Genomic DNA, 24,907 nt, shown 5'->3' on the forward strand with positions numbered 1-24,907 from the left:
GCCGGCACGGCGCATCGGGCACAGAAAAGCGGCGGCTCCCTCACGGGAACCGCCGCTTTTCTCTTTTTCTGCCGGACTACTTTTCTATGACTTCCATGGTGAGATGCGTGTTGGTGAACACGCAGATATCCGCGGCAATGGCCATGGATTCCTTCACGATTTCCGAAGGCGTCATCTGCGTGTGCCGAAGCAGCGCACGCGCGGCGGAAAGGGCGTAGGCCCCGCCGGAGCCGATGGCGGCCACGCCGTCATCCGGTTCTATGACATCGCCCGTGCCGGTAAGAATAAGCGTGCGGTCGGCATCGGCCACCAGCAGAAGCGCTTCGAGCTTGCGCAGGAACTTGTCCTGCCGCCAGTCCTTGGCCATTTCCACGGCGGCGCGCAGAAGATTGCCGCCCGATTCCTCAAGCTTGGCCTCAAAACGTTCAAACAGGGTGAAGGCGTCGGCCGTGGCTCCCGCGAAACCGGCCAGTACCTGGCCTCTGTACAGACGGCGCACCTTGCGGGCCGTGTGCTTCATCACCATGGTCTGGCCCATGGTCACCTGACCGTCCCCGCCGATGGCCACGCCGTGTTCATTGCGCACGGCCAGAATGGTTGTTCCTCTCAGTTCCATATGGTCTCCTGCGTCGGGCAGCGTGCGGGAAAGGCGGCCCATCTCCGGCTCAGGCCGGAAAACGTATCCGCGATTCTCACATATCGCCGCCCTGCGTTGAATGTCTCCTGCCGGGCATTGTTCCGCCCGGAGTCTGTATGAAAGCGGAATGCCTCGCGACTCAGCGGGCTTCCTTCATGATCCTGGCGCGCGCCGCCGCCTTTTCCTCATAGGTTTTAATGGCCTTCTTCTCCTCGGCGCTGCGCGCGGAGGCCTTCGCCTTTTCCAGCCAGCTTTCGGCCCGGCGCCGGTCGTTGCTGTAGAGGGCCGCATAGGCAAGGTGCAGATAGCCCTCGCAGAGCTTGTTCACCGCACCGAGGGACCTTCCGTAATAGGTATGCACCTCACTGTCTTCCGGCACATGGCGCAGAACCTCGCGGTAGCGCTGCTGGGCCCCGGCCCTGTCGCCGGCATCGTCCAGAAGGCGCGCGTAGAAGAACACCGCGTAATAATCCCCGGGGGAAAGGCGGAGCGACTGTTCCAGATAACGGCGGGCCCGGGTCACGTCGCCGCCCTTGGTGTATTCAAAAATACCCGCCTCGCGCAGGATGAGGGCATCGTTCGGCGCAAGCTTCAAAGCCGAAGCGAACAGCCCTTCCGCATCCTTGATGCGGTTCTGCCGTGCCGCAAGCATGGCCCTGCCCATGAGGCAGACGGAATCCTTCTCCCCTCCCCGGGCAAAAATCTGCTCCGCATGGGCCGCGTCACCGTAGCGGGCCCAGAGCAGCGCCTGCACACGGCGGAAGCGCCCGTCGTCCTCCCTGCGGTTTGTCAGGTTCGCCGGCATGCTCTGAATATCGGCCCTCAGCTTTGCAAGGCGGATGTTCAGGTCGGGGTGGGTGGAAAGATAGGCGGGCATGGCCGAACCGCCGCCCCAGTCCTGGGAACGCAGCACCTCGAACGCGCCGCCCAGCCCCTTCGGGTTGTAGCCCGCATCCACCAGATATCTGAGGCCGAAACGGTCGGCGTCGTCTTCATCCAGGCGGCTGTAGTTGAGCATGGCGGCGGAACCTGCGGCCATGCTTCCCACCATGGCCGCGCCGCCCGCGCTTCCGCCTCCGGCAAGGCCCGCCGCCACACCGGCCACCATGCCGAGAAGGGAGGCCATGGATATGACGCGGCCCCTTTCCATGCGCCCGGCAATATGCCGCTGGGTGACGTGGGCCACTTCATGGGCGAGCACGCCCGCCAGCTCCGATTCATGGTTCAGGTGCATGATGAGCCCTGAAAACACGAAGACGAAGCCGCCGGGCGCGGCAAAGGCGTTGAGGGAATTGTGCAGAACCACGTTGGCCGGGAATTTGTAGGGCTGGGGAGGCAGCGGCTTGACGAGGCGGTCCACCACATCCTGCACATAGTCGTGCACCACCGGATCTTCAATGATGGGCATGGTCGATTTGACCAGAACTTCAAATTCCCGGCCCATCTTCATTTCATCCTGAAGCGTGAAATCACCGAAAAGCCCTGCAAGGGCGGGCGACGGCGAAAGCAGCATGCCCGCCATGCAGACAACGGCGATGAGGCGACGAACGCGCATCATGTCTTATTCCCGGCCTTTCCGGCCCGTCAGGCGATATCCCACACCGCGCCGGAGGGCGTATCGCGTACTTCAATACCCATGGCGATGAGCGCGTCGCGCGTGGCGTCGGAACGGGCGAAATCCTTCGCGGCGCGGGCTTCGGCCCTTTCCGCCATGAGAGCGCGCACCTTTTCCATGTCGATGCCCGCACGCTGTGCGCGGGTATCGCGCAGCTCTTCAAGGAAAACGGCAGGATCCGTGCCGAACACGCCGAGCACGTCGGCCCAGGCGCGGGAAAGCGCATCAAAGCGCTCCAGAAGCGCGCGGATGCCTTCCTTGTTGCGCAGGGCCTTGTCTTCAAGAATGCGGTTGATGAGGCGCACCATGCCGAACACATGGCCCAGGGCACCGGCGGTGTTGAGATCGTCATCCATGGCTTCAAAGAAGCCCTTTTCCAGAGGCTCGAATTCATCAAGCACGGAAGCCGGCACGTCGCCCTTCTTCCACGAGGCGCGGTTCTGCGCCTGCCTTGCGTCGCGCAGGCATTCGTAGACGCGCTTCAGGGCGCGTTCCGCCTCGTCCAGCCCTTCGAAGCTGAAGTCTATGGGGCTGCGGTAATGCTTGCCCAGCAGGAAGAAGCGCAGGGTTTCCGGCTGACGATGTTCCAGAATGTCGCGGATGGTTTTAAAGTTGTTGAGCGACTTGGACATCTTTTCGGAATTGATCTGCACAAAACCGTTGTGCACCCAGAAGTGGGCAAGTTCCTTGCCGGTGGAGGCCTCGCTCTGCGCTATCTCGTTCTCATGATGGGGGAAGATGAGGTCCTGACCGCCGCCGTGAATGTCGAGAGGCAGTTCGAGATTCTTCCTGCTCATGGCCGAGCATTCCAGGTGCCAGCCCGGGCGGCCCTTGCCCCACGGGCTTTCCCAGAAGGGTTCACCGGGTTTGGCTGCCTTCCACAGCGCAAAATCCAGCGGATCTTCCTTTTCCTCACCGATGGCGATGCGCGCGCCGGAACGGAGATCGTCCACATCTCTGCCGGAAAGCTTGCCGTAATCTTTAAAGGAACGGACGCGGAAATACACGTCGCCCGAAGGCACGGCATAGGCATGCCCGCCCTCAATGAGCGTACGGATGAGATCCTGCATGTCGTCGATGTACTCGGTGGCGCGCGGTTCAATGTCGGCACGGCGCACGTTCAGGCGGTCCATGTCCTCATGGAAGGCCGCAATATAGGTTTCGGCTATCTCGGTGCTCGTCTTTCCCTCGCGGATCGCACGGGCGATGATCTTGTCGTCCACGTCGGTGAAGTTGCGCACGAAGGTCACGTCGTAGCCGATATGGCGCAGATAGCGGTTCAGCACGTCGAACACGACGGCGGAACGGGCGTGGCCGATGTGGCTGAGGTCATACGCCGTGATGCCGCAGGCATACATGCCCACCCTGCCGGGCCTGAGGGGCTCGAAATTTTCCTTGCGGCGAGTCATGGAATTATACAACTGCATGAGAATTCTCCCATTATGCGGCGTTCCTGCGGCCTTTCCCGCCGGAAGGACAACTTTCCTCTGCCTTCCCGGTGCGGAGAAATGAACGGTCTGCCGCCGCGCGTTTCTCTTATCGGAACTCATGTTGCCGGATGCAGGAAAAATTTCCCCGCATCCCGCGCCTTTCCGTTCCCGATGGAGAACGGACGGCTGAAACTGCACCTGCGCGCCTTCAGAAAAGAGCTTTCCCTCCCTGAGGCGCGCTTTCCGTATTAAATAAGCAGTCATCCGGTCCCGTCCAGAGTACGGACAGGGCCGGATGAACGAAAAAGCGCTTTTTCCGGCCTGCGGAGCGCGGAAACGGCCGCGCCGCTCCCTTTTCTGCTCCGTACCTTCATGCCGGAGGCCCGGGGCCGGCCGGCATGAAGGAAGCATCCAGACTACGCGTTCAGACTGGCTGCGCGCTCAATGCGCTTCAGGCTTTCCTCACGGCCCAGGGCGGCCATCACGTCATGGACGGAAGGCCCGCCGGCAAGACCGGTAAGGGCGGAACGCAGAGGCGGCCCCACCTGCTTGAACTTGAGCCCGCCCTTCTCCACATATTCATGCAGCAGCGTATCCAGCGCTTCCGCGCTGAACTCGGGCATGGAGGCGATCATGTCGTGCAGCACGGAAAGCTGATGCCTGCCGTCCTCGTTCAGAGCCTTCATGGCCTTTTCCTCGATCACCAGCTCTTCGGCAGGCTTGAAGTAAATGGTCAGGGCCTGGGCGAGAGCCGCAAGGTCGGATGCACGCTCCACATACATGGGCAGAAGAGCCTCCACCTTTTCGGCGGGCACATCGTAGCCCAGCTTTTCCAGGAAGGGACGCACCATGGCGGCAAGCTGGGGGAACGGCGTGTTGCGCAGGTAGTGGGCGTTGAGCCACTTCAGCTTTTCCGGATCGAAGGCGGCGGGAGAACTGTTCAGGTTGCTGCCGTCGAAAAGTTCCACCAGTTCCTTCAGGGAGAAGATTTCCTGATCGCCGTGGGACCAGCCGAGGCGCACCAGATAGTTGACCAGAGCCTGGGGCAGAAGTCCGTCCTGCTCGTATTCGATGACGGCGCGGGCGCCGTGACGCTTGGAGAGCTTCTGATGGTCGGGCCCGCAGATCATGGGCACATGACCGAAGGTGGGCACCTCGAAGCCGAAGGCGTTGTAGAGCAGAATCTGCTTGGGCGTGTTGGACACATGGTCGTCGCCGCGGATGACGTGGGTCACGCCCATGTCGTGGTCGTCCACCACCACGGCGAGGTTGTAGGTGGGCATGCCGTCGGTACGGCGGAGCACCATGTCGTCGAGTTCGGAAACATCCACGGAAATGGTGCCCTTCACGATGTCGTTGAAGACGATGCGGCCTTCATCGGGAACACGCAGACGCACCACGCGGCCGGGGCCCGCGGTGAGGCCTCTGTCGCGGCACTTGCCGTTGTAGCGGGGCTTTTCCCCTCTGGCGCGGGCCACTTCACGCATGGCTTCCACTTCCTCGGGAGTGCAGTCGCACCAGTAGGCATGGCCGGTTTCCAGCAGCTTGTCGATATAGGCGTTGTAAATGTCGAGGCGCCTGCTCTGGTAGGTCAGATCGCCGTCCCAGTCCAGGCCCAGCCATTTCATGGAGGCGAGAATGGAATCGGTGTATTCCTGCTTCGAGCGCGTGGCGTCGGTATCTTCGATGCGCAGGCGGAACTCGCCGCCGAAATGGCGGGCGAGAAGCCAGCAGAAAATGGCGGTGCGGCCACCGCCGATGTGCAGATGGCCGGTAGGGCTGGGAGCGAATCTCGTAACGATTTTCATGAAGCTCATCCCGAAAAAAGATCAGAAGGTTATGTAAAAGGAAGCCGGAGGGCCGAAACTTCCGCCGCTTCCGTTGGCGCAGACGATACTACTCCGCATCCGCCTTGATGACAAGCCGGCTTTTTTTCAGAAAGCCCACCGGGTTATAAGTTTCCTTGGCCTGGCGCAGGCCGAGTTCCCCCATATCCTGCTCACGATTGATGAGGGATACGCCCTGTGCGGAATGGTTGACGAAGGAATGGTTGATGGCCTGATAGACACCCTTGAGCTCCGCCTGCACCTTTTCAAAGTGCACGACCATCATGTCCCCCACCTTTTCGCCCACGGCGAAGGCCCCTATCCTGTCCTCCACATACAGCGCCCCGCCCACCAGACCGGGCAGGCGGTTCCAGTTGCCCACCACGCGGAAAATGGCCTCGTTCTCCGCCTGAAGCGAAGGGCTGTTCTCGCAGTCGCGCCACCGGCACCACTCTTCCTGAAGCTGCAGGACATGCTCTATGCCGTCGGGGTTGGACGCGCCGCCGAGGGGTCGGTAATCCTCGCCGTAGCGGCGGTGATAGCCGTTGACGTGCGTTTTCTTCTTGTGGAACTTCGGGCCGGGAAGCTGGGCGAGTTCCTCGCGATCGTACAGGTATTCCCACTGATCGCGGTCTTCCGCCGCCGTCACGCGGTCGCCGAGCGCTTCCACCGCGATGGCGGCAAGCCTGTCCGGCACGCGGATCAGCTCCACGCCCCGGCGTATCTCCTCCTGGGCGCTCCAGTCCGCCGCCGCCCAGTCCCCCACGGGAGCCCAGTAGCGGACAAAGGGCTTTGTCTGGCATATCCAGCACAGATGTTCGCGCGGCGAAATGCCGAGACCGAAATATTCGGCCCAGCCCCAGAGATTGGTGAAGGTCAGATCCGCCGTCGGCTCGGGCGTGCGCTCGAAATAACGGCGATAGTCGTCATAAAGATCAAGAGTGAGAGGAACATATCCGGCAGGAAGGTTCATGCCTTCTCCTTATGCTTGGAATGGGAGGATGATGCGCCCATGGCGAAGCGGGTCCAGTCCTTGCGGAAGAACACCCAGACCATGACGGAAGTCTGGATGGACATGGAAAGGAACATGGCCATGTACACGCCGCAGGCGTCATGGAACACAAGGCGGGAAAGGCCCCAGCCGAAGGGCAGGCGGATGAGCCAGATGCTCGCGGTATTGACGATGAGCGGATATATGGTGGCACCCGCTCCGTTCATCACCCCGTGCAGCACCAGCCCCGATACGGTGAAGGGCACAACCAGCACGTTGAAGAACAGATAATTCACAATCTGCGTCTGAACAGCGCTTTCCGTGGAAAAAAATGCGGCCAGATCGGGAATGAAGGGCCACATGCAGGCGGCCACGGAACTCATGGAAATACCGGAAATGAGGAAAAGCACCACGCCGATGCGCTTTGCCCCGGCCTTGTCCCCCGCGCCCAGGGCGTTGCCCACAAGAATGGACGCCGTGACCATGAAGGCGTTGGCGGGCATGTACAGCAGCGATTCTATGCGGTTGCCCGCCGTGAGCCCGGCAAGGGCCTCCACCCCGTCGGGCAGAGAGGCGGTGATGGCGTACATGACGAGATAGCCCGTATGCCAGAGCAGGCTGTTTCCGCAGGCCGGAACCGCCACCTTGACGAGATAGGGAGCGCCGCTCCGGAGCCACCGCAGAGGCGGCAGCAGATGGCGGCTTATCAGTCCGCCCTTCTTCAGAAAAAGCAGGGTAAGCACGGCGGCCAGAGCGTTGGCGCTGAAGGTGGACCAGGCTATCCCCGTCATGCCCAGGGCGGGAAAGCCCAGCCAGCCCAGGCCGAAGCACAAGTCGCCGAACACATTGAGCATGCAGGCGGCCACGGCCACCAGAAGCGGCGCAATGACCTGCCGTGCCGCGCGGAAAAGCGTGCCCCCCACCTGCATGATGTAAAAGGCGGGAAGCCCCATGAGCATGACGCGCACCATGTAATCCGTTGCGGGAAGAAGCGACGGCGGCGTCTGCAGCACGAAGAGCACCGGGCCGCGGAAAATCCAGGTAAGCAGCGCAAGCACAAAGGCCACGGCCGCACAGCTCATGAGCACGAGGCTCACATAATTCTGCGCCCGCCCAAAGCGCCCTGCGCCCATGGACTGGCTGACGGCGGCCATGCCCCCCGCGCCCAGGGCCCAGCCGAACACCATGAGAAAGACCTGCAGCTGAAAGGAAAGTCCCACGGCGGCCTGCACGTCGGAAGCCACGCGGCCTGCGGCCCAGATATCCGTAAGGTTCACCACGATGCTGCAGAAAAGCATCATCATCTGCGGCCAGACAAGCCCCCAGATGGTGCCGAAGGGCACCTCCCGGAGCCATGCGCCGAGACGCGGAAAGGAAAAGGAGGAAAACAGTGCTGGCATGGGTGGAACCTCATGCAGAGGTTGCGCCCCGGAAAGGCCGGGGCAGAACATGTTTCCGTCCGCAAAAGAGCGCGGAGGAAAACTTCGGGCCTGAAGGCGGCCCTGCCTGTTTGCAGAAAAAAACTTTCCGCGCGGCCCTGTTCCGCGCAGAAAAAGGCGCAACTGCCTGTGCTTCTCATCCCACAGGGAGGAAAAGGGCCGCTCAAGGCGGCCCCATGCTGCCCGTGCCGCAAGCCGCGGCACGGGTCTTTGAAAAACGCGGTATTCCCGCTCAGGCTTCCTGTTCCGGCACGAAAAGGGCCGTCAGGTCGTCCAGCGTTTCGCGACGGCGGATGAGTCTTGCCCTGCCGTCCGCGCCGATGAGCACTTCCGCAGGACGCGTGCGCTGATTGTAGGTGGAGGCCATCACCCAGCCGTAGGCTCCCGCATCCAGCATGGCGACGACATCGCCCTGCTCCACGGGGGGAAGCATGCGGTCCCTGGCGAGGATGTCGCCGGATTCGCAGATATTGCCCACAATGGTCTGTTCCATGGTATCGGCGCAGGGACTGCCGTTTTCACGGTAGATTTCCACATCGTGGAAGGCGTCGTACAGCATGGGACGGGCAAGCACGGTGAAGCCTATGTCCGTGCCCACGAAACGGTGGGGTCCGTTGTTCTTCACGGCATGCACGGTGCCGAGCACCACGCCGCATTCCGCCACCACATAGCGGCCGGGTTCGATGAAGAAACGCCCCTTGTAGCCCGTGGCGGATGCCCACTGGGAAAGGCGTTCGTGAATGGCGCGGCCGAGGGCCTCCATATCCAGGCGCTTCTGCCCTTCGTACTTGTGGTAGGGCATGCCGAAACCGCCGCCGAAGTCGATGATGTCCAGAGGGTAGCCCAGCTGGAGCAGCTTTTCCGCCATGGCAAGCAGAACGTTCATGGCTTCGAGATAGGGGCCTTCCTCCATGAACAGCGAACCTATGTGCTGGTTCACGCCCACAAAGGAGAGATCGTACTTTTTAATGATCTCGCGCACTTCGGGCAGCATGTCCGGATCCACGCCGAACTTGGTCTTCTTGCCGCCGGTCACCACCTTGTCGCTGTGGCCCGCGCCGATGCCGGGGTTGAAGCGCACCATGACGCGGCCGCCGGGGCAGACGCTGCCGAAAAGTTCCAGCTGGGCAAGAGAGTCCACGCTCACCACGCAGCCGTGATCGGCGGCGTTCTTCAGCTCTTCGGCGCTCACGTTGTTGCAGACATAGGTGATTTCATCGGGCGTGAAGCCCGCAAGGCTGTTGATGTGAAGCTCGCCGGGGCTCATGGCATCCGCCACGCAGCCTTCGGAACGGATGATGCGAAGAAGCGCAGGATTGGTATTGGCCTTGGCGGAATAGTTCACATGGAAGCCGGGAAGGCTGCTGAGCCCTGTAAGATCGCGGCAACGGGCGCGCAGAATGTTTTCATTGTACACATACAGGGGAGAGCCGAAACGGGAGACCAGTTCACGGGGGTCTTCCTGCCCATAAAAATGCATGCTGTCAGTATAGGTGGATCGTACGTTTGCCATGTTCTCTTTTGTACCTTGAAGGGAGAATGACGGGAATCCGGCCCGCGGCATGGAACGGCAAACCATGGCCTTTGGCCTGAAACACAAAAGAATGGCCGCGCCGCCTTGGCGGGAACGGCCACATCCGGCCCGGGGCGTACCCCGGGCCGACAAAAAAACGCCCCTGCCGGAACGGCAGGGCCGGGCGTCTTACTTCTTATATTTATCAAGAGCGGCGGCCAGGCGGGTCTTGCCGTCCAGCTTCTGCTTCTTGAGCATCTTCACTTCCTGTTCTTCACTGGGGGTGAGGTAGCTCTTGCCTTCGTACTTGGCAAGCTGCTTTTCGTACAGCATGTGTTCTTCCCAGAGAGTCTTCAGTTCAGGATCAGTATCGCCGTACTGTTCCACAATCTTGAGATCACGTTCTTCCATGGCACAGACTCCATTGCGTTGGGGTGGAAGGGAACAAGCCGGCAGACCGGCTTCCTCTACATTTACACGCCGGTCAGACGCAGCCCCAGCTGAAGAAGGGACTGCACGACCACGCCGTTTAACAGTTGAAGGGCGACCAGCACCACGATGGGTGAAAGGTCGATGCCGTTGACCATGACAAAGGGAAACGCCTTGCGGACACGGTAGAATACCGGTTCCGTGAGTCCCCTCAGGGTACGGACAATGGCGTTATACGGATCGGGCTTCACCCATGAAAGGAAAGCCGCCACGATAACGACGAAGATGTAAAGATTGATCACCAGGCTCAGAAGCCCGGCAACGGTAGTGACAAGGTTCGCAAAGACGAACATGGCGCCTCCATGAAAAGTCCTGTATTCAGAGTGTTGCCTGATTGGCCTTCGGATGCAAGCAAAAAATGGATATTCCGTCCATAATTTTCGCGCCTTTTGCGCCGAAACGCCGCATGAAGGCGGACTGAGGAGGCCGGAGGCGACACCGCCGCCACCGATGCATGCGCTTCAGGCCGGAATCCGCCGCAGAAAAGCCTCGCCTTCTTCCGTGCCGTGCACGGCACGGAACGGCGGATCGCGGCGCAACCGCCCTTTGAACCTGTCCCTCTGCAGAAATCGCTCTTCCTGAAGGATCAGCAGACGCAGCGCAGACGCTTCACGCCGTCTTTGAACATCACGTCCATCTTGTCCGGGGGAAAGAGCTCCAGCACCGCGCCCGTGCCGAACACGGGATGATCCACCAGCGAATCCACGGCAAAGGTGCCGTTCATGCTGTAGGCGGCGGGAACGGCGGCCCTTCCGGCCACAAGGCTGTTCCAGCGCTGCTCGTTTTCTTCCATGCGGCGGGACATCTGCTGCTGTTCGCGGGTGGGGCGGGGAGCGGCGGCGCGCTTTTCGGCCTTCACGGTGGCGTCCCCGGCTTCCACCCGGTTGTGCCCGCCCTGCACGCGCACGGCCCTCTCCCCCCTCGGGCGGGCATGAACCTCGGGCGCGACATACTTATGCACACTGCCGCAGGCGCGGCACTCCACCTTGACAGGCACGCCGTCCAGGCATGCCATGACGACATGGCCAGTCACATCCTTGCAGCGCGTGCAGCGCGCCTCGATGATCTGGCCCGTAACAAAGGAACTCATGAAACGAAAAACTCCAGATGGATTTTCGGCGCAGAACGGCCTGCGCTCGACACAAGGGAATACCAAGCCTTCCCTGAGGAAGGCTCACGACCGCAGATACGGCCGGAAATACACTTCAGTTGCCGGAAGGGACGCCCGCCGCCTTCATGGCGGCTATCTCTTCGCGGATGATCTTTGCAGCGGCAAGGGCGGCCATCTGTTCGCTGTGAACCTGCCCTTCATCCATGCGCCGCTCAAGCTCATCCATGCGCCCCGCAAGGTCCTGCATGCTCAGAGGACTCTCCTCTTCCTGCTCCAGGGGGGCGGGAAGACGGGCATCGAGCATGTGGCTGACCATTTCTTCCATATTGAGACGGACGGAGGCATCTTCCAGGAACATGGCTCCGGCCTGGGCCAGCTGCTGGCTCAGGCTTTCCACATTCTCCGCCAGTTCCGCACAGGCCTTTTCCACGGCGGCAAGGCGCTCTTCCAGAGCGCGCACGGCGGCCTGATGGCTTTCCTCCAGCGCACGCAGACGCGCCTCACAGGCGGCGCAGCCGCCCTCCCCGCCTTCAGGTTCCACGGCCCGGGGGGCATCCGCCTCTCCGGGGACCGGACAGGGGGCATTCTCTTCCTGAAGAACCGGCTCTTCCACCTTTTCCTCGGGCAGATCCTCCTCTTCCGGAACGGATGCCTGCGCGTCCGCCTCCAGCTCAAGGAGCTCCTCGCCCGCAGGTTCTGCGGAAGCCGTCTCTTCTCCGGCGGCCAGAGGCGCGGGGTTCTCCTGCTCGCTCACGGCACCGGTCTTTTCACCGGCGGACTGCCCCACGATATCCAAAAGCTCGATGACCTCTTCAGGCTGCTCCGAAGAAAACGCTTTTTCTTCCATGATCCCCTCTTGGCGGTAACAGAAAAATGTGGCTCAAAGATATACAACTGCCGATAAAAGGCAAGTCTTGCGTAAGCGCAAAAAAAAGCCCCCTTCCGGGGGCAGGACACAACGACAGAAACGCTGCTTGCGGCTTGCCCCGCCCCTCGACAGGCGGGGCAATACCGGAAAAACGCTTAGTTCTGCTTGGGATGGCAGGCGGAACCGGCACAGCCGGTGAGAGCCTGCTTCTTTTCAGGACGGGTCTTGGCTACCTGAGTATGGCAGCCGAGGCAGGAGTCGGCCACATGGCCCTTGCCGAAGATTTCGCGGTCATGCACGATCTTGAAATAGCTGCGTTCCGCCTGCTTGTCTTCAGGATTGTGGCAGCCTGCGGTGCCGCACTTGAACTTGGGAGTGGTTCCGGCCACCTTGTGATGGCATACGGCGCACTGCTTCTCCGTATCGACGGCCAGCGGGGGGAAGTGGGCGGGCATGCTGGAATGGCAGGCCGTGCAGTCCTGCGTGGTATGGATATTATGATCGAAGTACACGGGCTTGTCGGTCAATTCCATTTTAATGGGCCCGGCAGGGATATGTGCGAACTGCGCGGCGCCAGCCGGCAGAGCCAAAGCGGCGACTATCAGAGCGGCGGAGCCGAACGTCAGCAGCTTTTTCATAGGGTGACCTCCTCCTGGTCTTTACACGAAACCAAAACTCACGCCGCAGAGGCATAAGCAGAATTACGTTACTTCCAAAACAGAAATAATGTCAAGAGATGCAGCGCAAAGGACACCTCTCTTTCCCCGGGAAGAACCTGATATTCTGCCCTCCCCGCCCCACGGCACAAAACACCGCACGAAAAAGCCGGAGCGCTTCCGCGCCCCGGCTTTTCTCATTTCCGGAAAAGATACCGCACGCAGGCTCCGGCCTTATCGCGGCATCTTCATGCCTCAGCTGCCCTTCCGGGAAAGCAGCGGAGAGTTATACATCTTGATGGTGGCCTGAGAGCCGAGCTGCGTCAGATAAATCTGGTAGATCACGCCGGCTCTGTCGGCGCCGAGGCGTTCCACCATCTGCGGTTCCGCCTGCTTCCACTCCTCTTCGGAGGGAGCCTCTATGGAGGAAACTCTGGCAAGCACGGCGCCGTCCTGCACGCGGTAGGGTTCGTTGAGCCAGGCATCGCTTATCGCAGGCACCTGGAAGGCGGCCTGGGCGAGCGCCGGGTCGGCGATGAGGTCGGCAATGTTGCCGTCGCGGCCGAAAGGTTCGCTGGTCTTGATCTCGGCGCCTTCGGCGGGCTTGCCGTTCTGGAAGGCGGCGCGGGCCTTGCGGGCTTCGTCCATGGCCATTTCAGCAGCCTTCTGACCGGTGAGGAATTCCACGATGAGCGGACGGACCTCTTCCAGAGGCTTCACGCTCTGCGGCTTGCTTTCCAGCACCTTGAGCACCAGCAGGGAATTGCCGGAAGCCACGGGAGCATCCAGCACCGTACCTGCGGCGGCAGTCATGATGCTCTGCACGTCCACGTCGCGGATATTGAGCTTTTCAGCCAGATCCTCGGCGGAGATCACACCGGTGCTCTCGGCCTTCACGGCCGGGGAAGCGGCGGCGGAGGCAGCTTCGGCCATGCTCTTTCCGGCAAGGGCCTGGGCGAGCACGGCGTCGGCCTTTTCCTCAAGACCGTGCGAGGCGGCCTCGGTGGCGAGATCGGCGCGCAGAGAGTCCTTCACTTCGTCAAAACCGTGCGTCACGGCAGCCTTGTGGCCTTCCTTCTTAATAAGATGGAAGCCGAACTGGGTGCGCACGGGAGCGGACATTTCCCCGTCCTTCAGGGCAAAGGCGGCCTTGGAGAATTCCGGCACCATCTGACCGGCGGCAAACCAGCCGAGATCACCGCCCTGCGGGGCCGTTCCGTCCTGACCGTACTTCCTGGCGACTTCGGCAAAGTCTTCGCCGCCGCGGATGCGCGCTTCCAGCCCCTTGATCTCTTCCTCGGCCTTCTTCACGTCGGCCTCGGGGGCGTTGGCGGGTACGCGGATGAGAATGTGGCGGGCCTGAATCTTTTCTTCTTCCGTATACTGCGCGATGCGGGCGTCATAGGCGGCGCGGAGCTCTTCCTCCGTCACGGCGGAAGGATCGCCCATGGTCGCCGGATCCAGACGGACGAATTCCACGTTCACGCTGGGCGGTACCGTGAAGCTGGCGCTCTGCGCCTCATAGGTCTTCACGATGTCCTCTTCGGAAGGAGCGGCCTTGTCCTTGTGGGCGGAGGCGGGGAACAGGATATAGTCCACGCGGCGGCGTTCGGCCGCATAATCGAAGATGGCCTTCACCGCGACGGGGGACACATAGGCTCCGGCCGTCACCAGACGCTGAAGCTTTGCCGGAAGCATGGACTTCGCCTGGTCGGTTTCAAACTGGCGGGGGGTGATGTGGTTCTTGCTGAGCACTTCCTTGTACACTTCAGGATCGAACTTGCCGTCCTTCTGGAAGTAGGGAAGCTGTTCCAGCAGAGCACGCAGCTCATAGGCGCTTATGGTAAGTCCGGCACGTTCCGCCTCGTCCTCAATGAGCTTTTCCTGAATGAGCGACTGAAGCACCCGCTGTTCCAGCTGGAAGCTTTCCAGCATTTCCTGCGTCATGTTGGGAATGGAACGGCGCAGGTTGTCTTCCATCATGGCATAGGCCCGCTGGAATTCCACCTCGGTGATGTTCTTGCCGTTGACGGAGGCCACAAGCCCCTTGGGGCCGGTGTAGGAACCGATGCCCCAGAAAACGAAGACCACGATAATGATGCCGAAAGCCAGTTTCACGCCCAGCGACTGGGCATTGGCTCTGATGCCGTCCAGCATGACGACTCCTTGCTTGCTGTGTTATTGATGTTCACATGGCCGGCCGGAAATTCCGGCATATCACCCGGCGCGACGGGCACGGACGGCGTTGAGCAGGCCGCCGGCCTGAAGCACGGCCCATTCCTTTTCGGAAAGGTCGTTGCGCACGGCCACCTCGCCCGCGCCTTCGACAAAGAGCACGGCCTCCCCGCCCGCCGTCATGGAAGAGGTATCCAGACGCACGGCGGCGCCGAGCGCTACGCGTTCATAATCCTCTCCGTTCACAAAAATGAGCGGAAGAATGCCGAAATTGATGAGATTGGCTCTGTGGATGCGCGCGAACGACTTGGCAAGCACGGCGCGCACGCCCAGATGACGGGGGGCAAGCGCCGCATGCTCGCGGCTGGACCCCTGGCCGTAGTTTTCCCCGGCCACGATGACGCCGGCCAGCCCTGCCGCCTTCACCTTGTCCTGCCGGGCCACGAAGCCTTCATCCGTACGGCTGAACACATAGCGGGCAATGGCGGGCACATTGGAACGCAGAGCGGTGATTTCGGCGCCTGCGGGCATGATGTGGTCGGTGGTGATGCCGTCGCCCACCTTGAGCGTGACCTCGCCGGTGAGATTGCCGGGCAGGGCCTCAAAGGTTTCCAGCGCCACGATGTTCGGGCCGCGCAGAATCTCCACGCCGGCGCGTTCCTCTTCCGTTTCCGCAGGGAACAGGAAATGATGCCGTCCGCCGGGAATATGGGCGGGAAAATCGGGATGAGCCGGAGCCTCGCCCCAGGTGGCCGGATCGGTGAAGCGGCCGTTCAGGGCGCACTGGGCCGCCGTGACCGGGCTGACCAGATAGACCTGCGCGTCGCGCGTGCCGCTGCGGCCCTCGAAATTGCGGTTGAAGGTACGCACGGACACGCCGCCGGAAACGGGCGAGCTGCCCATGCCGATGCACGGACCGCAGGCGCATTCCAGAAGCCTCACGCCGCTTTCCAGAAGCGCGGTGAGCGAACCTTCCTCCGTGAGCATGGCAAGCACCTGACGGGAACCGGGAGCCATGCAGGTGTCCGTGGTCGGGCAGACTCTGCGGCCTCGCATGGTTTCCGCCACCAGGTGCAGATCGGCGTAGGAAGAGTTGGTGCAGGAACCCATGGCCACCTGATCGACCTTCAGGCCGTCGAGTTCCGCCACGGGAACGACTCTGTCGGGCATGTGAGGCCTTGCCGCAAGGGGCACGATGGAGGAAAGATCCACTTCCATTTCCTCGTCGTACTGCGAGCCTTCGTCGGCACAAAGCGGTTCCCAGTCCTGTTCACGGCCCATCTGGCGGAGAAATTCCCGGGTGCGTTCATCGGAGGGGAAGAGCGACCCCGTGGCGCCGAGTTCCGCGCCCATGTTGGTGATGGTGGCGCGTTCGGGCACGGAAAGCGTGGCCACGCCCGGACCGCAGTATTCAAAGATGCGTCCCACCCCGCCCTTGACGCTCAGGCGGGAGAGCATGTGCAGGATCACGTCCTTGGCCTGCGCCCAGCCCTGAAGGCGGCCGGTGAGATGCACCTTCACCACTCTGGGCATGGGAATGGAATAAGGTTCCCCGGCCATGGCAAGGGCCACGGAAAGGCCGCCCGCGCCCATGGCAAGGCAGCCCATGCCGCCCGCATTGGGGGTGTGACTGTCGGAACCGAGAAGAATGCGCCCGGGGCGGGCGAAATTTTCCAGATGGAGCTGATGGCAGATACCGGTGCCCGGCGCGGAATACACGGCGCCGAAACGCTGGGCGCAGGTACGCAGGAAACGGTGATCGTCGGGGTTGCGGAAGCCCATCTGCAGGGTATTGTGGTCCACATAGCTTACCGAAAGCTCGGTACGCACGGAAGGCAGGCCCAGCGCTTCAAACTGAAGCCAGGCCATGGTGCCCGTGGCGTCCTGGGTGAGCGTCTGATCCACACGAAGCCCGATTTCCTTTCCGGGGATCATTTCCCCTTCCAGAAGATGGGCGCTGATGATCTTGTGAGCGATATTCATGGCAAAAAACCTTTCCGGCCGGCGTAAGCGGCGCGTCTTCTACGGCAATTCACAAAAAAAGGCCGCACTGTTCCCGCCTCTTCACCTTGTGCGAATGCTCAAGGCGAAGAGGCGGGGCGCTTGAAAGGTTCATTTATACAAACATAATGCCCGGAGGGCAAGCGCGGATATGGCTCCGGGCCTCTTCCTCCGGGCGCAGGCGCAGAACAGCGCCGGAAACGTGCGGTTGCAGAGACGGCACGATAAGCTTATACTGCCTGCGATTTTTCCTTCGGAGTTCCCATGGCAGAAAACATCGGCATCATCGCGGGCGGCGGGCAGTTTCCCCGCCTTGTGGCACAGGAGGCCCGGGCCGCCGGCCTCGGCGTGATCATCTGCGGATTTCAGGGGCATACCGACCCTTCCACCGGGCAGTATGCCGACGTGTTCGAAATGCTCCATCTGGGGCAGCTGAACCGCATGGTCGACTTCTTCAAGGAACATCATGTGACAAGGGCCTGCATGGCCGGTTCCATCAGCAAGCCCAAGGCCCTGGACTTCAGGCCCGACTGGAGAGCCGCAAAGCTCCTCTTTTCCCTGAAGAAAAAAGGAGATGACTCACTGCTTCGCGCCATCATGGCCGATATTGAAAAAGACGGCATACGCATTGTCGCCTCGGCCGACCTCGCCCCCGGCCTGCGCGCGCCCGAAGGCACGCTCACCCGCCGCTCCCCCACCGATGCGGAATGGAAGGACATCCGTTACGGCTGGCCCATCGCCCGTTCCATGGGTTCCTTCGACATAGGCCAGTGCCTCATCGTGCGCGAAGGCATGGTCATGGCCGTGGAATGTCTGGAAGGCACCGACGCCACCATCAGACGCGGCGGAGAACTCGGCGGCGACGGCTGCATCGCCATCAAAATGGTGAAGCCCGGGCAGGATGAACGGGTGGACCTGCCTTCCGTGGGCCTTGCCACCATACGCAACCTGGTGGAACACCATTATGCCGCACTGGCCATACAGGCGGGAAAAACACTGTTCTTCGACAGGGAGGAAGCCCTCGCCCTGGCCGATGAACACGGTCTTGCCGTAGTGGCCCTTCCCGACGACTTCGCCTGAAAAAACGCCCCCGCAAGGGGGCTTTCTCATGAGACACGCCATGCCTTCCCCCTCCAGGGCAGGCCGCGTCACGCGCGGCCAGATCGTCACGCTCACGCTCTTCGTTTCCGGCCTCGTCTGCTGCATACTCTGGGGCATTTCCCTGCTCTGGGCCCTCGGCTTCGGCCTTCTGTGCTTCTCAGGCTATGCCTTCAGCGTGGGCTTTTCTCTCCCCGTCATCGTCAGGCTGCTCTTTCAGGGCGTGCGCCGCATTGCAAACATTCTCACCATCTTCACGCTCATCGGCATACTCACCGGCGTATGGCGCATAAGCGGCACCATCCCCCTGCTCATCGACTGGGCGCTTTCCCTCATCAATCCCACCTTCTTCGTGCTCTGGAGCTTTCTTCTGTGCGCCACGCTGAGCACGCTCATCGGCACGGCCTTCGGCACCGTGAGCACGCTCGGCGTGGTATGCATGCTCATGGCCCATACGGCGGGCTTCAACGAGGTGCTGGTGGGCGGCGCCATTCTGAGCGGCATTTATGTGGGTGACCGCTGTTCCCCCATGTCCTCCAGCGCGGCGCTCATCTGCGCGCTCACCCATACCGACATCTACGGCAATTTCAAGCGAATGATGCGAAACGGCGCCCTGCCCTTTCTCCTGACATGTGCAGGCTATGCGCTCCTTTCCCTGCTGGGGCCGGAACACGTCATGCCCGAAGGCGCGACGGATGCCCTGCGCGAGCATTTCCGCTTCCACTTCATGGTGGTGCTGCCCGCGCTTGTCATCCTCATTTTCGGCCTTCTGCGCATCGACGTGAAAATCGCCATGGCCACAAGCATCGTGGCCGCCTCCCTTGCGGCGCTCATCTTTCAGGACGCGTCGTTTTCCGCCCTGCTCTCCGCCATGGTCCTCGGCTATGAAGCGCCGCTGGAGGAACTCGCCATGCTCAACGGCGGGGGCATCATCTCCATGGCGGGCGTGGCCGCCATCGTGGCCCTTTCCTCCTCCTATTCCGCGCTGTTTGAAAAGTCGGGCCTTCTGGACAGCTTCGAGTACATGATCGAGCGCCTCGCCCGGCGCACAGGAGCCTTCCGGGCCACGGCGCTGGTGGGGCTGCTGACCACGGGCCTTTCCTGCAACCAGACCCTTTCCATCATTCTCACCCGTCAGCTCTGCGCCCATGCCCAGCACAACCGCCGCGAAATGGCCATGTACCTGGAAAACAGCGTGGTGCTGCTTTCCGCCGTGCTGCCGTGGAGCATAGCCTTCTCCATGTGCGGACTCACCCTGCAGCAGGGGCCGGAAATCATTCCCTTCGCCCTGTATTTATGGATGGTGCCCCTGTACTGGTGCCTGCGCTCCCGCGACGTGCATCAGTCCTGCCCGAGACCGCTTTTTCAGTTTCTTCTTGCAAAAAAACATCACCGGGATTAAAAAAATCTCGTCCGCCAGCTAGGGGAGCCTTTACGGCTGAGAAAGAGGATCATGCCTCTGACCCTTGGAACCTGATGCAGTCAGTACTGCCGAAGGGAAGCATGGTTTCCTTGCAGAAACCTCACGTCCGCCCTTCCGGCGGACGTTTTTTGTTTATCTTCAGCGAGGTTTCCATGCGCATCACCGTCAACGGCGAAACAGAAGAGATCACCGAAGGCCTCACCCTGCTCGACCTCATCCGCGAACGGGGGCTCAACCCCGACATCGTGGTCGCCGAGCTCAACCGCGACATCGTTGCCAGAGACAACTTCGCTGCCGTTCGTCTCAACCCGGGCGACAGCCTGGAGCTCCTGCACTTTGTGGGAGGAGGTTAACATGCAGCAGGACAAGCTTGTCATCGGCGGCGTGGAACTGGACAGCCGCCTGTTCATCGGTACCGGAAAATACAGCGACGACGCCCTCATTCCGGCCGTATGCGAGGCCAGCGCCTCGCAGGTCATCACCGTGGCCATGCGCCGCGTGGACAGAGGCGGCACCGGCGTCATGGGGCATATCCCCTCCTCCATGCGCCTTCTGCCCAACACTTCCGGCGCGCGCAATGCGGAAGAAGCCGTGCGCCTCGCCCGGCTGGCCCGCGCCGCAGGCTGCGGCGACTGGATCAAAATCGAAGTCATTTCCGATACGCGCCACCTTCTGCCCGACGGGTATGAAACCGCGAAAGCCACGGAAATTCTGGCCAAGGAAGGCTTCACCGTTCTTCCCTACATCAACCCCGATCTTTATGTGGCGCGCGCCTGCGTGAACGCCGGCGCCGCCGCCGTCATGCCTCTCGGCGCGCCCATAGGCACCAACCGCGGCCTGCGCACCAGGGAAATGATCGGCATTCTCATTGAGGAAATAGAGCTTCCCATCGTGGTGGATGCGGGCATCGGCCGTCCTTCCCAGGCCTGCGAAGCCATGGAAATGGGCGCCGCCGCCTGCCTGGTCAATACCGGCATCGCCTCTTCCGACGATCCCGTGACCATGGCCATGGCCTTCCGCCGCGCCGTGGAAGCGGGCCGTGCGGCCTACCTTGCCGGAGCAGGGGCCGTAAGTCACGGCGAAGCGGTGGCTTCCTCTCCGCTCACGGGCTTTCTGCGCTGATTTTTCCGGGGCCTTCTGCCGTGTGCCGAAGGCCCCGGAAAAACTTCCCGCTTCCTGCGGGCAGAGACCGCGCCCCTTCTTCTCCCTGCCGGGAGATATGTTCCGCCCCTCTGCCGGGGGGGCTCTTTCCGCATTCTTCCTTCACCATCCAGAAGGTGCAGGCGGACGTTCCCTTTTCCTTAAAAACGCCCGGGCTGCACCATAAGGGCATTATGCTATGAATCATCCTGTTCTGGCTGATCACTTTGCGCCGGGAGAGGCGCATTTCGATGAATGTCTGGCCGAATGGCCGCGGGAACGCCGCGCAGCGCTTGCCGCAGCCGCCACAACGCACGACGTGCTCGCCGCACTGGAAAAAGACGTGCTGAGCCCGAAAGATTTCATGGCGCTGCTTTCCCCCGCCGCCGAACCCTTTCTTGAACAGATGGCCCGCCGCTCCCGGGAAATCACGCTCCGTTTCTTCGGCCGTGCCGTCAATATCTTCTCGCCGCTGTACATTTCCGACATCTGCACGAACCACTGCCGTTACTGCGGCTTCAATGCCGACAACCATCAGAAGCGCCGCCACCTCACCGTGGAGGAAGCCGCGGCCGAAGCCTTCGCTCTGGCCGACGCGGGCATCGCGCACATTCTGCTGCTCACCGGAGACGCACGCCACATTGCCTCCCCCGAATACATTGCGGAAGTGGCCGCGCGCATCAAGCCGCGCTTTGCTTCCGTGGGGGTGGAGGTCTACTCCCTCACGCTGGAGGAATACCGCCTGCTGCTGCAGAACGGCGTGGACAGCATGACCATGTTCCAGGAAACCTACAACAGGGAACTTTATGAATGGCTGCATCCGGCAGGCCCCAAGCACGACTTTCTGTGGCGGCTGAACACGCCTGCCCGCGCCGCCAGGGCCGGGCTGCACGGCGTGGGAATCGGGGCGCTCATGGGGCTTGACGAATTCATACACGACGCCTTCTGCACGGGCCTGCACGCCTGGTGGCTGCAGAAGCACTTCCCCGGTGTGGACGTGAGCCTTTCCGTACCGCGCATGTGCCCTCATGAAGGCAGCTTTGAAGTGAAGCACGCCGTGAACGACAGGCAGTTCGTGCAGTACATCACGGCGCTGCGCTGCTTCCTGCCGCGCTGCGGCATCACGGTTTCCAGCAGGGAAAGCGCCTACATGCGCAACCACATCGTGCCCATAGGCGTGACGCGCGTTTCCGCAGGCGTGTCCACGGCTGTGGGCGGCCGCGTGGTGGAAGCGGAAAACTCCGGTCAGTTCGACATTTCCGACCACCGCTCCGTGCCGGAAATGGTCCGCGACCTCGCCGCCCTGGGCTATCAGGCCGTGGCCAAGGACTGGGAAGCGTGCGACTTCTAGCCATGGATGAGGTGCTCTCCTCGCTGAGCGAAACGCAGAGGTCCCGGCTCCGGCATGCCCGTGTGGGTATTGCCGGGGCCGGAGGCCTCGGCTCCAACGTGGCCATGATGCTTGCCCGCTCCGGCGTGGGAACGCTTCTTGTCATCGACGGCGACAGGGTGGAACCTTCCAACCTCAACCGGCAGCACTACTTTCCCGTCCATGTGGGCCGCCTCAAGGTGGAAGCTCTGGCAGAGCAGCTTCTTGCCCTGAACCCCGGCATGAACGTGGAAACGCACGCCGTCTGGCTGGATAGAACCAATATTGCCCCCCTGCTTGCCGGGGCCGAGCTCTGGATAGAAGCCCTGGACGGGCCGGAAACCAAGGCTCTTTTCGCCACCTGCGCCCTGAGTGCGGCAAAGCCCGTCATCTGCGCCTCGGGCATGGGCGGCGTCGGCGGATTCGCCATGAAGCGCCGCCTCATGGGCGGCATGACCGTGGTGGGAGATTTCCGCTCCGATGTCGCCGAACTTCCGCCGCTTGCGCCGCGCGTCATGCAGTGCGCCGCCATGCAGGCCGACGCCGCGCTGGAATGGCTGCTTACCGGAACCATGAAAGAACTGCTTTAAGGATACCGCCATGCCCCGCATACTTCCCGGAGAAACCGATCTCTATGCCCTTACCGATTCCCGCCTTGCCCTCGGCAGAAGCGTGGAGGAACAGGCCCGCGCCCTGCTTTCGGCAGGTGTGAAAATAGTGCAGTACCGCGAAAAGCACGCCCATGCCGGGCGCATGCTGGAAGAATGCCGCATACTGCGCCGCCTCACCCTGGAGGCCGGAGCCGCCTTCATCGTCAACGACCATATCGACATCGCCATGCTGGTCGATGCCGACGGCGTCCATGTGGGACAGGAGGATCTGCCCGTTCCCGAAGTGCGCCGCCTGCTCGGGCCGGATAAAATCATCGGTCTTTCCACGCACAGCCCCGCTCAGGCAAAGGCTGCCGTGCTCGCCGGAGCCGACTACATAGGCGTGGGCCCCATCTTCGCCACGCAGACCAAGGAAGACGTGTGCGCCCCGGTGGGATTTTCCTACCTGGAATGGGTGGCGGCCAACATCAGCCTGCCCTTCGTGGCCATAGGCGGCATCAAGGAACACAATATCGGCGAAGTGGCCGCGCGCGGCGCCCGCTGCTGCGCCCTGGTTTCCGAACTGGTGGGCGCACCGGACATTGCCGCCAAAGTGCGGGCCGTGCGTGCGGCCATGCACGCCTGATCCCGAACTTCCGCCGTCCTACCGAAAAAAGCGGGGCATGTTCCCATACCCCGCTTTTCCGGCATGACGCCATGATCAGCATACCCGGCAGAAAAACAGGCTTCCCGGCCCTGCGTGCCGTTTCCGCGACGATCTCCAGGAGCGCCTGCGCGCGGCACAAAAGACACGTCCCCTCCGGCCTCTTCCGGCATGCCCGGCTCCTCCGCCATGGCCCGTGCAGGCCTGAAATACAGCGCGTCACGATGCCGGGCGGACTCTCTCCGCAGCGCTCTGCTGCAGAAAGGCCCTACTTTGCCCAGTCCGCGTCCATCACGGGCATGATGCGCGGCTCCTGCCATTCCTGATACCGGGAAAGAAGAATGGTAAAGAGCGCATTCTCGTCCTTCACGCCTTCCGGCACGTCGGACGGGGCGAGATAATAGGAAATTCTGGCATCCGAACCTTCCATGACGCTGCGGCTGGTCACAAACACATACCCGCAGGCGCGGGCGAAGGCCTCCGCTTCGGCACGGGTGTCGAAAGGGTGCACGTTGCCTGCGGCATCATGAAATTCAAATCTGGTCATGACTCATCCTTCACTTTTTCCATGCTTTCCCGCCCCGTGCGGGAGCTTTTCTCCCGTCAGAAAAAGCGCACGTTTCCCCGTCTCTGAAAACGCCAGGAAAAACGGCCTGTTTCTTTAAAAAACGCGGGATTATCCTTTGCCCGCAACCTTAGCCCCGGCGGAAAACGGCCGTCAAGGCGGAATTTCCTTTTCCCTCTGCCCTGCCGCCTTTCCGCACAGCGGCAAATCGCCCGCCGACTTGTCAGAGGCCGGGGAAAGCACTATAGGAAAAGAACGTACATTACCGGCGACCGTCCGCCGGAGAACAAAGGAAGTCTTATTATGAGCGATTGCGATCACAAGTGCGGCAGCTGCGGCCAGGACTGCGCGGAACGCACCGAACCTGCCGACATGAAGGTGAAGCCTCACAAGTTCTCCACCATAAAGAAGGTCATCGGCGTGGTGAGCGGCAAGGGCGGCGTGGGTAAATCCCTGGTCACCGGCCTGCTCGCCTCCAAGATGCAGCGTCGCGGCTCCCATGCCGCCGTGCTCGACGCCGACATCACCGGCCCTTCCATTCCGCGCCTCTTCGGCGTCACCAGACGCATGTCGGGCACGCAGCTCGGCCTGAACCCCGTGCGCTCCGCCACCGGCGTGGACATCGCCTCCATGAACCTGCTGCTTGAGCACGACACCGATCCCGTGGTCTGGCGCGGCCCCGTCATCGCCAACGTGGTGACCCAGTTCTGGTCGGAAGTCATCTGGAACAACGTGGATTACATGTTCGTGGACATGCCTCCCGGAACCGGCGACGTGCCCCTCACCGTCTATCAGTCCCTGCCCATCGACGGCATCGTCATTGTGACCTCGCCGCAGGAACTCGTTTCCATGATCGTGGAAAAGGCCGTGAACATGGCCCGGCTGGACGGTCTGAACATCCCCGTCATCGGCCTTGTGGAAAACATGTCCTATTTTGAATGCCCGGACTGCGGCAAGCGTCATTTCATCTTCGGTGAAAGCCGTCTGGAAGAAATCGCCGCCCAGTACGGCATCAAGCACACGGCGCGCCTGCCCATTGATCCTGCCATCGCCCGTTCCTGCGACCAGGGCGCCATTGAAGCGGTGGACAGCCCCTGGCTGGACGATCTGGCCGACGCCATCAGCAGCCTGTAACCAGGCCGCCGTCCATCCCTCGGAAAGGGCGGCGCTTCCGTCGCCCCGGCGCAGATCTTTCTCTGCACCGGGCAGCGCGCGGCAGACACATAAAGAGCGGGGTACGCACCCCGCTCTTTTTTTTTATCCTGCAACCGGCACCTGAAAAACGCCGGGGCATGTTGGCAGCAGCC

At 61.9% G+C, this 24,907-nt stretch carries 23 protein-coding genes and 1 riboswitch; of the genes, 8 read left to right on the forward strand and 15 right to left on the reverse strand.

Annotated features, from left to right (window positions below; genetic code table 11):
* Positions 1 to 76: 76 nt before the first annotated feature.
* From hslV to Q0K07_RS02505, 14 genes are all read right to left on the reverse strand, one after another.
* A complete protein-coding gene (hslV, locus tag Q0K07_RS02440; protein WP_294555918.1) occupies positions 77 to 616 on the reverse strand; it encodes an ATP-dependent protease subunit HslV in 540 nt (179 codons plus the stop codon).
* A gap of 160 nt (positions 617 to 776) precedes the next feature.
* A complete protein-coding gene (locus Q0K07_RS02445) occupies positions 777 to 2,195 on the reverse strand; it encodes a M48 family metallopeptidase (RefSeq protein ID WP_294555921.1) in 1,419 nt (472 codons plus the stop codon).
* A gap of 26 nt (positions 2,196 to 2,221) precedes the next feature.
* Complete coding sequence (cysS, locus tag Q0K07_RS02450) at positions 2,222 to 3,679, reverse strand: cysteine--tRNA ligase (RefSeq protein WP_294555924.1); 1,458 nt, start codon at positions 3,677 to 3,679, stop codon at positions 2,222 to 2,224.
* Between the two features lie 419 nt (positions 3,680 to 4,098).
* Positions 4,099 to 5,490, reverse strand: a complete 1,392-nt coding sequence (gltX, locus tag Q0K07_RS02455; protein WP_294555927.1) for a glutamate--tRNA ligase — start codon at positions 5,488 to 5,490, stop codon at positions 4,099 to 4,101.
* 88 nt (positions 5,491 to 5,578) lie between these two features.
* The gene (locus tag Q0K07_RS02460) at positions 5,579 to 6,481 is read right to left on the reverse strand and encodes a phosphatidylglycerol lysyltransferase domain-containing protein (RefSeq protein ID WP_294555929.1); all 903 of its coding nucleotides are present in this window, start codon (positions 6,479 to 6,481) and stop codon (positions 5,579 to 5,581) included.
* Entirely contained in the window at positions 6,478 to 7,899 is a 1,422-nt protein-coding gene (locus Q0K07_RS02465) for an MATE family efflux transporter (RefSeq protein ID WP_294555932.1), read from the reverse strand. The genes Q0K07_RS02460 and Q0K07_RS02465 overlap by 4 nt, the downstream gene beginning before the upstream one ends.
* 271 nt (positions 7,900 to 8,170) lie before the next feature.
* Positions 8,171 to 9,451: a diaminopimelate decarboxylase gene (gene lysA / locus Q0K07_RS02470; protein ID WP_294555935.1), complete on the reverse strand. Its 1,281-nt coding sequence runs from the start codon at positions 9,449 to 9,451 to the stop codon at positions 8,171 to 8,173.
* 189 nt (positions 9,452 to 9,640) lie between these two features.
* Entirely contained in the window at positions 9,641 to 9,862 is a 222-nt protein-coding gene (locus Q0K07_RS02475; RefSeq protein WP_077072431.1) for a DUF465 domain-containing protein, read from the reverse strand.
* Between the two features lie 62 nt (positions 9,863 to 9,924).
* Positions 9,925 to 10,233: a YggT family protein gene (locus Q0K07_RS02480; protein WP_294555940.1), complete on the reverse strand. Its 309-nt coding sequence runs from the start codon at positions 10,231 to 10,233 to the stop codon at positions 9,925 to 9,927.
* 293 nt (positions 10,234 to 10,526) lie between these two features.
* Complete coding sequence (locus Q0K07_RS02485) at positions 10,527 to 11,030, reverse strand: hypothetical protein (RefSeq protein ID WP_294555943.1); 504 nt, start codon at positions 11,028 to 11,030, stop codon at positions 10,527 to 10,529.
* Between the two features lie 115 nt (positions 11,031 to 11,145).
* A complete protein-coding gene (locus tag Q0K07_RS02490; protein ID WP_294555945.1) occupies positions 11,146 to 11,898 on the reverse strand; it encodes a hypothetical protein in 753 nt (250 codons plus the stop codon).
* 176 nt (positions 11,899 to 12,074) lie between these two features.
* A complete protein-coding gene (locus Q0K07_RS02495; protein ID WP_294555947.1) occupies positions 12,075 to 12,557 on the reverse strand; it encodes a cytochrome c3 family protein in 483 nt (160 codons plus the stop codon).
* A 273-nt stretch (positions 12,558 to 12,830) separates the two neighbouring features.
* Positions 12,831 to 14,732: a SurA N-terminal domain-containing protein gene (locus tag Q0K07_RS02500; protein ID WP_294555950.1), complete on the reverse strand. Its 1,902-nt coding sequence runs from the start codon at positions 14,730 to 14,732 to the stop codon at positions 12,831 to 12,833.
* A 60-nt stretch (positions 14,733 to 14,792) separates the two neighbouring features.
* A complete protein-coding gene (locus tag Q0K07_RS02505; RefSeq protein WP_294555952.1) occupies positions 14,793 to 16,733 on the reverse strand; it encodes an aconitate hydratase in 1,941 nt (646 codons plus the stop codon).
* Between the two features lie 282 nt (positions 16,734 to 17,015).
* Here Q0K07_RS02505 and Q0K07_RS02510 point away from each other — a divergent pair, with 282 nt between their 5' ends.
* The 7 genes from Q0K07_RS02510 (at position 17,016) to thiE (ending at position 23,017) form a co-directional block, all read left to right on the forward strand.
* A complete protein-coding gene (locus tag Q0K07_RS02510) occupies positions 17,016 to 17,831 on the forward strand; it encodes an LpxI family protein (RefSeq protein ID WP_294555954.1) in 816 nt (271 codons plus the stop codon).
* 28 nt (positions 17,832 to 17,859) lie between these two features.
* Positions 17,860 to 19,251, forward strand: a complete 1,392-nt coding sequence (locus Q0K07_RS02515; RefSeq protein WP_294555956.1) for a Na+/H+ antiporter NhaC family protein — start codon at positions 17,860 to 17,862, stop codon at positions 19,249 to 19,251.
* A 10-nt stretch (positions 19,252 to 19,261) separates the two neighbouring features.
* Positions 19,262 to 19,366: riboswitch (TPP riboswitch) on the forward strand.
* 34 nt (positions 19,367 to 19,400) lie between these two features.
* Positions 19,401 to 19,625: a sulfur carrier protein ThiS gene (gene thiS / locus Q0K07_RS02520; RefSeq protein WP_294555958.1), complete on the forward strand. Its 225-nt coding sequence runs from the start codon at positions 19,401 to 19,403 to the stop codon at positions 19,623 to 19,625.
* 1 nt (position 19,626) lies between these two features.
* A complete protein-coding gene (locus tag Q0K07_RS02525; protein ID WP_294555960.1) occupies positions 19,627 to 20,394 on the forward strand; it encodes a thiazole synthase in 768 nt (255 codons plus the stop codon).
* 217 nt (positions 20,395 to 20,611) lie between these two features.
* On the forward strand, positions 20,612 to 21,763 hold the full coding sequence (gene thiH, locus Q0K07_RS02530) for a 2-iminoacetate synthase ThiH (protein ID WP_294555962.1): 1,152 nt from the start codon (positions 20,612 to 20,614) through the stop codon (positions 21,761 to 21,763).
* The gene (gene thiF, locus Q0K07_RS02535; RefSeq protein ID WP_294555964.1) at positions 21,751 to 22,371 is read left to right on the forward strand and encodes a sulfur carrier protein ThiS adenylyltransferase ThiF; all 621 of its coding nucleotides are present in this window, start codon (positions 21,751 to 21,753) and stop codon (positions 22,369 to 22,371) included. Before thiH ends, thiF begins: the two co-directional genes overlap by 13 nt.
* Positions 22,372 to 22,381: 10 nt before the next feature.
* On the forward strand, positions 22,382 to 23,017 hold the full coding sequence (thiE, locus tag Q0K07_RS02540; protein ID WP_294555966.1) for a thiamine phosphate synthase: 636 nt from the start codon (positions 22,382 to 22,384) through the stop codon (positions 23,015 to 23,017).
* A 286-nt stretch (positions 23,018 to 23,303) separates the two neighbouring features.
* Here the strand turns inward: thiE and Q0K07_RS02545 are convergent, their stop codons facing one another.
* A complete protein-coding gene (locus Q0K07_RS02545) occupies positions 23,304 to 23,582 on the reverse strand; it encodes a hypothetical protein (RefSeq protein WP_294555968.1) in 279 nt (92 codons plus the stop codon).
* A gap of 321 nt (positions 23,583 to 23,903) precedes the next feature.
* Here Q0K07_RS02545 and Q0K07_RS02550 point away from each other — a divergent pair, with 321 nt between their 5' ends.
* On the forward strand, positions 23,904 to 24,734 hold the full coding sequence (locus Q0K07_RS02550) for an Mrp/NBP35 family ATP-binding protein (RefSeq protein ID WP_294555970.1): 831 nt from the start codon (positions 23,904 to 23,906) through the stop codon (positions 24,732 to 24,734).
* Positions 24,735 to 24,907 lie beyond the last annotated feature (173 nt).

This window comes from uncultured Mailhella sp. (genome assembly GCF_944324615.1).
Taxonomy (GTDB): domain Bacteria; phylum Desulfobacterota; class Desulfovibrionia; order Desulfovibrionales; family Desulfovibrionaceae; genus Mailhella.

Bases quoted from the DNA above. Each gene is read 5' to 3' on its own strand.
- hslV (WP_294555918.1), bottom strand. From the start codon at position 616: ATGGAACTGAGAGGAACAACCATTCTGGCCGTGCGCAATGAACACGGC.
- Q0K07_RS02445 (WP_294555921.1), bottom strand. From the start codon at position 2,195: ATGATGCGCGTTCGTCGCCTCATCGCCGTTGTCTGCATGGCGGGCATG.
- cysS (WP_294555924.1), bottom strand. From the start codon at position 3,679: ATGCAGTTGTATAATTCCATGACTCGCCGCAAGGAAAATTTCGAGCCC.
- gltX (WP_294555927.1), bottom strand. From the start codon at position 5,490: ATGAAAATCGTTACGAGATTCGCTCCCAGCCCTACCGGCCATCTGCAC.
- Q0K07_RS02460 (WP_294555929.1), bottom strand. From the start codon at position 6,481: ATGAACCTTCCTGCCGGATATGTTCCTCTCACTCTTGATCTTTATGAC.
- Q0K07_RS02465 (WP_294555932.1), bottom strand. From the start codon at position 7,899: ATGCCAGCACTGTTTTCCTCCTTTTCCTTTCCGCGTCTCGGCGCATGG.
- lysA (WP_294555935.1), bottom strand. From the start codon at position 9,451: ATGGCAAACGTACGATCCACCTATACTGACAGCATGCATTTTTATGGG.
- Q0K07_RS02475 (WP_077072431.1), bottom strand. From the start codon at position 9,862: ATGGAAGAACGTGATCTCAAGATTGTGGAACAGTACGGCGATACTGAT.
- Q0K07_RS02480 (WP_294555940.1), bottom strand. From the start codon at position 10,233: ATGTTCGTCTTTGCGAACCTTGTCACTACCGTTGCCGGGCTTCTGAGC.
- Q0K07_RS02485 (WP_294555943.1), bottom strand. From the start codon at position 11,030: ATGAGTTCCTTTGTTACGGGCCAGATCATCGAGGCGCGCTGCACGCGC.
- Q0K07_RS02490 (WP_294555945.1), bottom strand. From the start codon at position 11,898: ATGGAAGAAAAAGCGTTTTCTTCGGAGCAGCCTGAAGAGGTCATCGAG.
- Q0K07_RS02495 (WP_294555947.1), bottom strand. From the start codon at position 12,557: ATGAAAAAGCTGCTGACGTTCGGCTCCGCCGCTCTGATAGTCGCCGCT.
- Q0K07_RS02500 (WP_294555950.1), bottom strand. From the start codon at position 14,732: ATGCTGGACGGCATCAGAGCCAATGCCCAGTCGCTGGGCGTGAAACTG.
- Q0K07_RS02505 (WP_294555952.1), bottom strand. From the start codon at position 16,733: ATGAATATCGCTCACAAGATCATCAGCGCCCATCTTCTGGAAGGGGAA.
- Q0K07_RS02510 (WP_294555954.1), top strand. From the start codon at position 17,016: ATGGCAGAAAACATCGGCATCATCGCGGGCGGCGGGCAGTTTCCCCGC.
- Q0K07_RS02515 (WP_294555956.1), top strand. From the start codon at position 17,860: ATGAGACACGCCATGCCTTCCCCCTCCAGGGCAGGCCGCGTCACGCGC.
- Q0K07_RS02525 (WP_294555960.1), top strand. From the start codon at position 19,627: ATGCAGCAGGACAAGCTTGTCATCGGCGGCGTGGAACTGGACAGCCGC.
- thiH (WP_294555962.1), top strand. From the start codon at position 20,612: ATGAATCATCCTGTTCTGGCTGATCACTTTGCGCCGGGAGAGGCGCAT.
- thiE (WP_294555966.1), top strand. From the start codon at position 22,382: ATGCCCCGCATACTTCCCGGAGAAACCGATCTCTATGCCCTTACCGAT.
- Q0K07_RS02545 (WP_294555968.1), bottom strand. From the start codon at position 23,582: ATGACCAGATTTGAATTTCATGATGCCGCAGGCAACGTGCACCCTTTC.
- Q0K07_RS02550 (WP_294555970.1), top strand. From the start codon at position 23,904: ATGAGCGATTGCGATCACAAGTGCGGCAGCTGCGGCCAGGACTGCGCG.